Source organism: Cupriavidus sp. SIMBA_020 (assembly GCF_046535395.1).
GTDB classification, from domain to species: domain Bacteria; phylum Pseudomonadota; class Gammaproteobacteria; order Burkholderiales; family Burkholderiaceae; genus Cupriavidus; species Cupriavidus campinensis.
This window is the reverse complement of sequence record NZ_JAWRWU010000060.1, coordinates 1-481: the sequence shown is the minus strand read 5'-3', so window position 1 is coordinate 481 and position 481 is coordinate 1. Positions and strand designations below refer to the sequence as shown.

Sequence of the window (481 nt, the reverse complement as noted above, 5' to 3'; positions counted from 1 at the left end):
GCGACAATCTATCGATTGTCGCACCTGATTGCCCGACATTATCGCGAGCCCATTTATACCCATATAAATCAGCATCCATGTTGGAATTTAATCGCGGCCTAGAGCAAGACGTTTCCCGTTGAATATGGCTCATAACACCCCTTGTATTACTGTTTATGTAAGCAGACAGTTTTATTGTTCATGACCAAAATCCCTTAACGTGAGTTTTCGTTCCACTGAGCGTCAGACCCCGTAGAAAAGATCAAAGGATCTTCTTGAGATCCTTTTTTTCTGCGCGTAATCTGCTGCTTGCAAACAAAAAAACCACCGCTACCAGCGGTGGTTTGTTTGCCGGATCAAGAGCTACCAACTCTTTTTCCGAAGGTAACTGGCTTCAGCAGAGCGCAGATACCAAATACTGTCCTTCTAGTGTAGCCGTAGTTAGGCCACCACTTCAAGAACTCTGTAGCACCGCCTACATACCTCGCTCTGCTAATCCTGT

1 pseudogene is annotated in these 481 nt (G+C 45.5%); it reads right to left on the bottom strand.

The window, feature by feature from the left end:
• Positions 1-133: pseudogene (locus SB751_RS28145) on the bottom strand (APH(3') family aminoglycoside O-phosphotransferase); the annotation flags it as partial.
• Positions 134-481 lie beyond the last annotated feature (348 nt).